At 46.7% G+C, this 3613-nt stretch carries 2 protein-coding genes; both read left to right on the top strand.

Going from position 1 to position 3613, the window contains the following annotated elements; all coding sequences use genetic code 11:
- Positions 1–334: 334 nt before the first annotated feature.
- A complete protein-coding gene (glyQ, locus tag ACLFWI_RS28385; RefSeq protein ID WP_446415714.1) occupies positions 335–1228 on the top strand; it encodes a glycine--tRNA ligase subunit alpha in 894 nt (297 codons plus the stop codon).
- A 78-nt stretch (positions 1229–1306) separates the two neighbouring features.
- On the top strand, positions 1307–3613 hold a 2307-nt coding region (locus ACLFWI_RS28380; protein WP_446415715.1), incomplete at its 3' end, for a ComEC/Rec2 family competence protein.

The raw sequence follows: 3613 nt of genomic DNA, 5'->3' as shown, positions 1-3613 counted from the left end.
ATTTACCAATGTAGTGGCTATTTCTGGAGTTGTCAACCTTTTGAGGGATTTTTTTGGGGAGGGAGGCTGGAATCCTCTTGAATTAAGGGATTTAGCCGACTATTTTTTTTCGCTCTACTCCTTTACGCAGAGAACACCTTCTAGCAAACCACTCAGGCACGATGTCGATCGCACTATCCTGTTACACTCAAGTAGCCAATCACCTGCCTACCCTCAGACGAACACAGTCAACTCCCCCGCCCTCGCTTAACGCCCGAACACAGGTATCCAGCCGGGACAATCAAGCAAGATGCCAAAATGTAGTGATAGATTTTGACCAAAATGTGGAGGTCATGTGAATTTTCAGTCTGTAATTGCTACGTTACACCAGTTCTGGAGCGATCGCGGTTGTCTGATTGCTCAACCCTACGACATCGAAAAAGGTGCCGGAACCAAAAACCCACACACGTTTCTCAGATCTATTGGCGACGAACCTTGGTCAGTGGCTTACGTGGAACCTTGCCGACGACCAACCGATGGACGCTACGGGGAAAATCCCAATCGTTTTCAACACTACTACCAGTATCAAGTTCTAATTAAGCCATCACCCAACACGATTCAAGAAATTTATCTCGATTCCCTCCGGGCTTTAGGCATTCATCCTGAAGATCATGATATTCGCTTTGTCGAGGATAACTGGGAAGATGCCACTGTCGGAGCCTGGGGAACGGGTTGGGAAGTGTGGTTGGATGGCATGGAGATCACCCAATTTACCTACTTCCAGCAGTGCGGTGGCGTAGATTGCCGCCCAGTTTCCATCGAAATTACCTATGGGTTAGAACGAATCTCCATGTATCTACAAGGAGTCGATGCGATGACCAAAATCCAGTGGAATGACCACCTTAACTACGGCGATGTTCACCTTCAAGGTGAAATAGAGCAATGTACCTATAATTTTGAAGCCTCTAACCCCGACTTATTATTGACACTGTTTGGTTTGTACGAACAAGAAGCCAAGCAACTCATTGATAGAAGCCTTGTCTTACCCAGTCTTGACTATGTTCTCAAATGTTCTCATACATTCAATTTGCTGGATGCCAGAGGTGTGATTTCGGTAACGGAACGGACACGCTATATTGGCAGGATTCGCAACCTAGCCAGACGAGTGGCACAACTTTACTTACAGCAACGAGAAGGATTAGGATTTCCGCTCAAGTCATCATCCCCCTCTCAAAAGTTATCGGTTTAGGGGGCGACTTGAACACCTGCATCGTGCTTTTTGTTTCTTTCATACCGTATTGGTTTGGAAACCCGGTCTAGCTATGCGATGAATCTTGCCAGTGGTTCGCTACTGAGTGTGGCTTATATTCTTGCCCTATTGTCTACAGCCGTTGTCGGCTTGCCTACTCATACTGTTACCTGGCAAGAGTATAGTCTTTTAATCCTGAGTGTAATCGGGATAGGCATAATTTGTGCGATCGCGTTCCCCCGGATCTGGCGCACCGGACCTAGACCCCGATTATGGTTAACCGCTACCCTTGTTGCTGTGATCGCCCTTCTCTATGTCCAACTGCGATTGCCTCAACCTGAATTAAATGACATTAGTCAATTTGTTGCCTCTGGACAGGATACGGCGCAAGGGCAAGTTGTCACCATTCAAGGCAATGTCGAAACCGTTCCTCGACTAACGCGATCGCAGAAAGGACAATTTTGGCTAGAAGCTACCCAACTCACTGAACTGGAAAGTAATGAAAATCGCGGCACAACGACGCGAGGTGTCACAGGTAAGTTATATGTAACGGTTCCTTTATTACAATCTACGGGTCTTTTCCCGGGGCAAACTATTTCTGTCACAGGTGTTTTATATAAACCAAAACCCGCAGCCAATCCTGGCGGCTTTGATTTTGCTACCTATTTAGCCAAGGAAGGCGCGTTTGCTGGTTTAAGTGGACGACAAGTCAGTTTTCCCGATGAAAATCAACAACCAACATGGGGATGGTGGATGTTACGCCAACGTATTATCCATGCCCAAGTGCGTCAGCTAGGAAGTCCAACGGGTCTACTTTTGAGTTCAATTGTACTGGGACGCAAAGCCGTCGATTTACCCTATGATATTCGCGACCTATTTATCCAAACCGGATTCGCTCATGTCTTGGCAGCATCTGGGTTTCATGTGTCGTTGATTTTGGGTTCAGTATTAGCGTTAACGAAACGGTGGGGAACAAAAACGCAATTTGGGATTGGACTCACAGCGTTACTGATTTATGTTGGCTTAACAGGTTTGCAACCGTCAGTTCTACGAGCTGCCATTATGGGAGTAGGCGCATTAGTGGCGCTGCTGACTCATCGACAAGTTAAACCCTTGGGTTCTCTATTACTCGCCGCGACGATTTTGTTGATTATCAATCCGTTGTGGATTTGGGATTTAGGTTTTCAGTTAAGTTTTTTAGCCACTCTGGGATTGCTAGTCACCGTACCTCCCTTAGTCAAGCACCTCGACTGGTTACCTTCAGTCATTGCTGCTTTAATCGCCGTTCCCTTAGCGGCACTGTTGTGGACATTACCCTTACAACTGTACGTCTTCGGCATGATTGCCCCCTACAGTGTGGTTGCCAATATTATCGGCACACCCTTGATTAGTTTAATTAGCTTGGGGGGTTTTCTGAGTGCCTTAGTCGCATTAATTTCACCCTTAGCAGGTAGCGCGATCGCGGCATTGTTGTACTATCCTCTTCAAGGCTTGCTGGAACTGGTGCGATTTTTTAATGCTTTACCCGCTAGTTCAGTCGCCCTCGGTACAATTTCTCTGATGCAGTTGCTGCTGCTTTATGGCTTAATTGGCATCACTTGTATCAGTTCGCGTGTGCAGCAGCGAGGCGTACTCGCTGGTGTAATTGCCTTAACCATTATTGTCCTACCCATTTGGCAAACCAGGCTAGAACACTTTCAAGTTACTGTTTTAGCGGCTGATCAAGAACAAGTTTTGGTGATTCAGGATCAGGGTCAAGTGACGCTTATCAATAGTGGAGAAACCGATACCGCGAATTTTACTATCCTGCCTTTTTTGCAAAAGCAGGGAATTAATCAGGTGGATTGGGCGGTTGCGGTTGATTCACAACCTCGTTTTCGGAGTGGTTGGGTGCCAATATTAGAAAGTTTACCTGTTAAGCGGTTTTATGACTTAGCCCATTCAGAACCTTTACCCACTGATACACAGACGATCGCAGAGGCGGTTCAATCCCAAAATGGAATTTATGAAGTCGTGTCAACGGAACAACGGTTAGCGGTTGGTGCTACGGGTTCTGGAGAAAAAACGACGCTTGAATTAATCAAAGTCCAACCTCCTATCGTACAGCTTCAAATTAAGGATCAAACCTGGTTACTCTTGGGAAATATGCCACCCGATGAGCAAAACCAATTCGCCCAAAGGAGTAATTTGCCTCACATTCAAGTGCTATGGTGGTCGGGTGAACCTCTCACTCCTCGATTGGTAGGCATACTCCAACCTGAGGTTGCGATCGCATCGGCGGAAGTCATCGCACCCCAAGCCGCCAAACTCCTACAAAATGCTCAGATTGAATTGTACTGGACTGGGCGTGATGGGGCGATTCAGTGGACACCTGAACAGGGCTTT

Source organism: Coleofasciculus sp. (assembly GCF_046539235.1).
GTDB lineage: Bacteria > Cyanobacteriota > Cyanobacteriia > Cyanobacteriales > Coleofasciculaceae > Coleofasciculus.
This window is presented reverse-complemented; position numbering and strand designations above follow the sequence as displayed.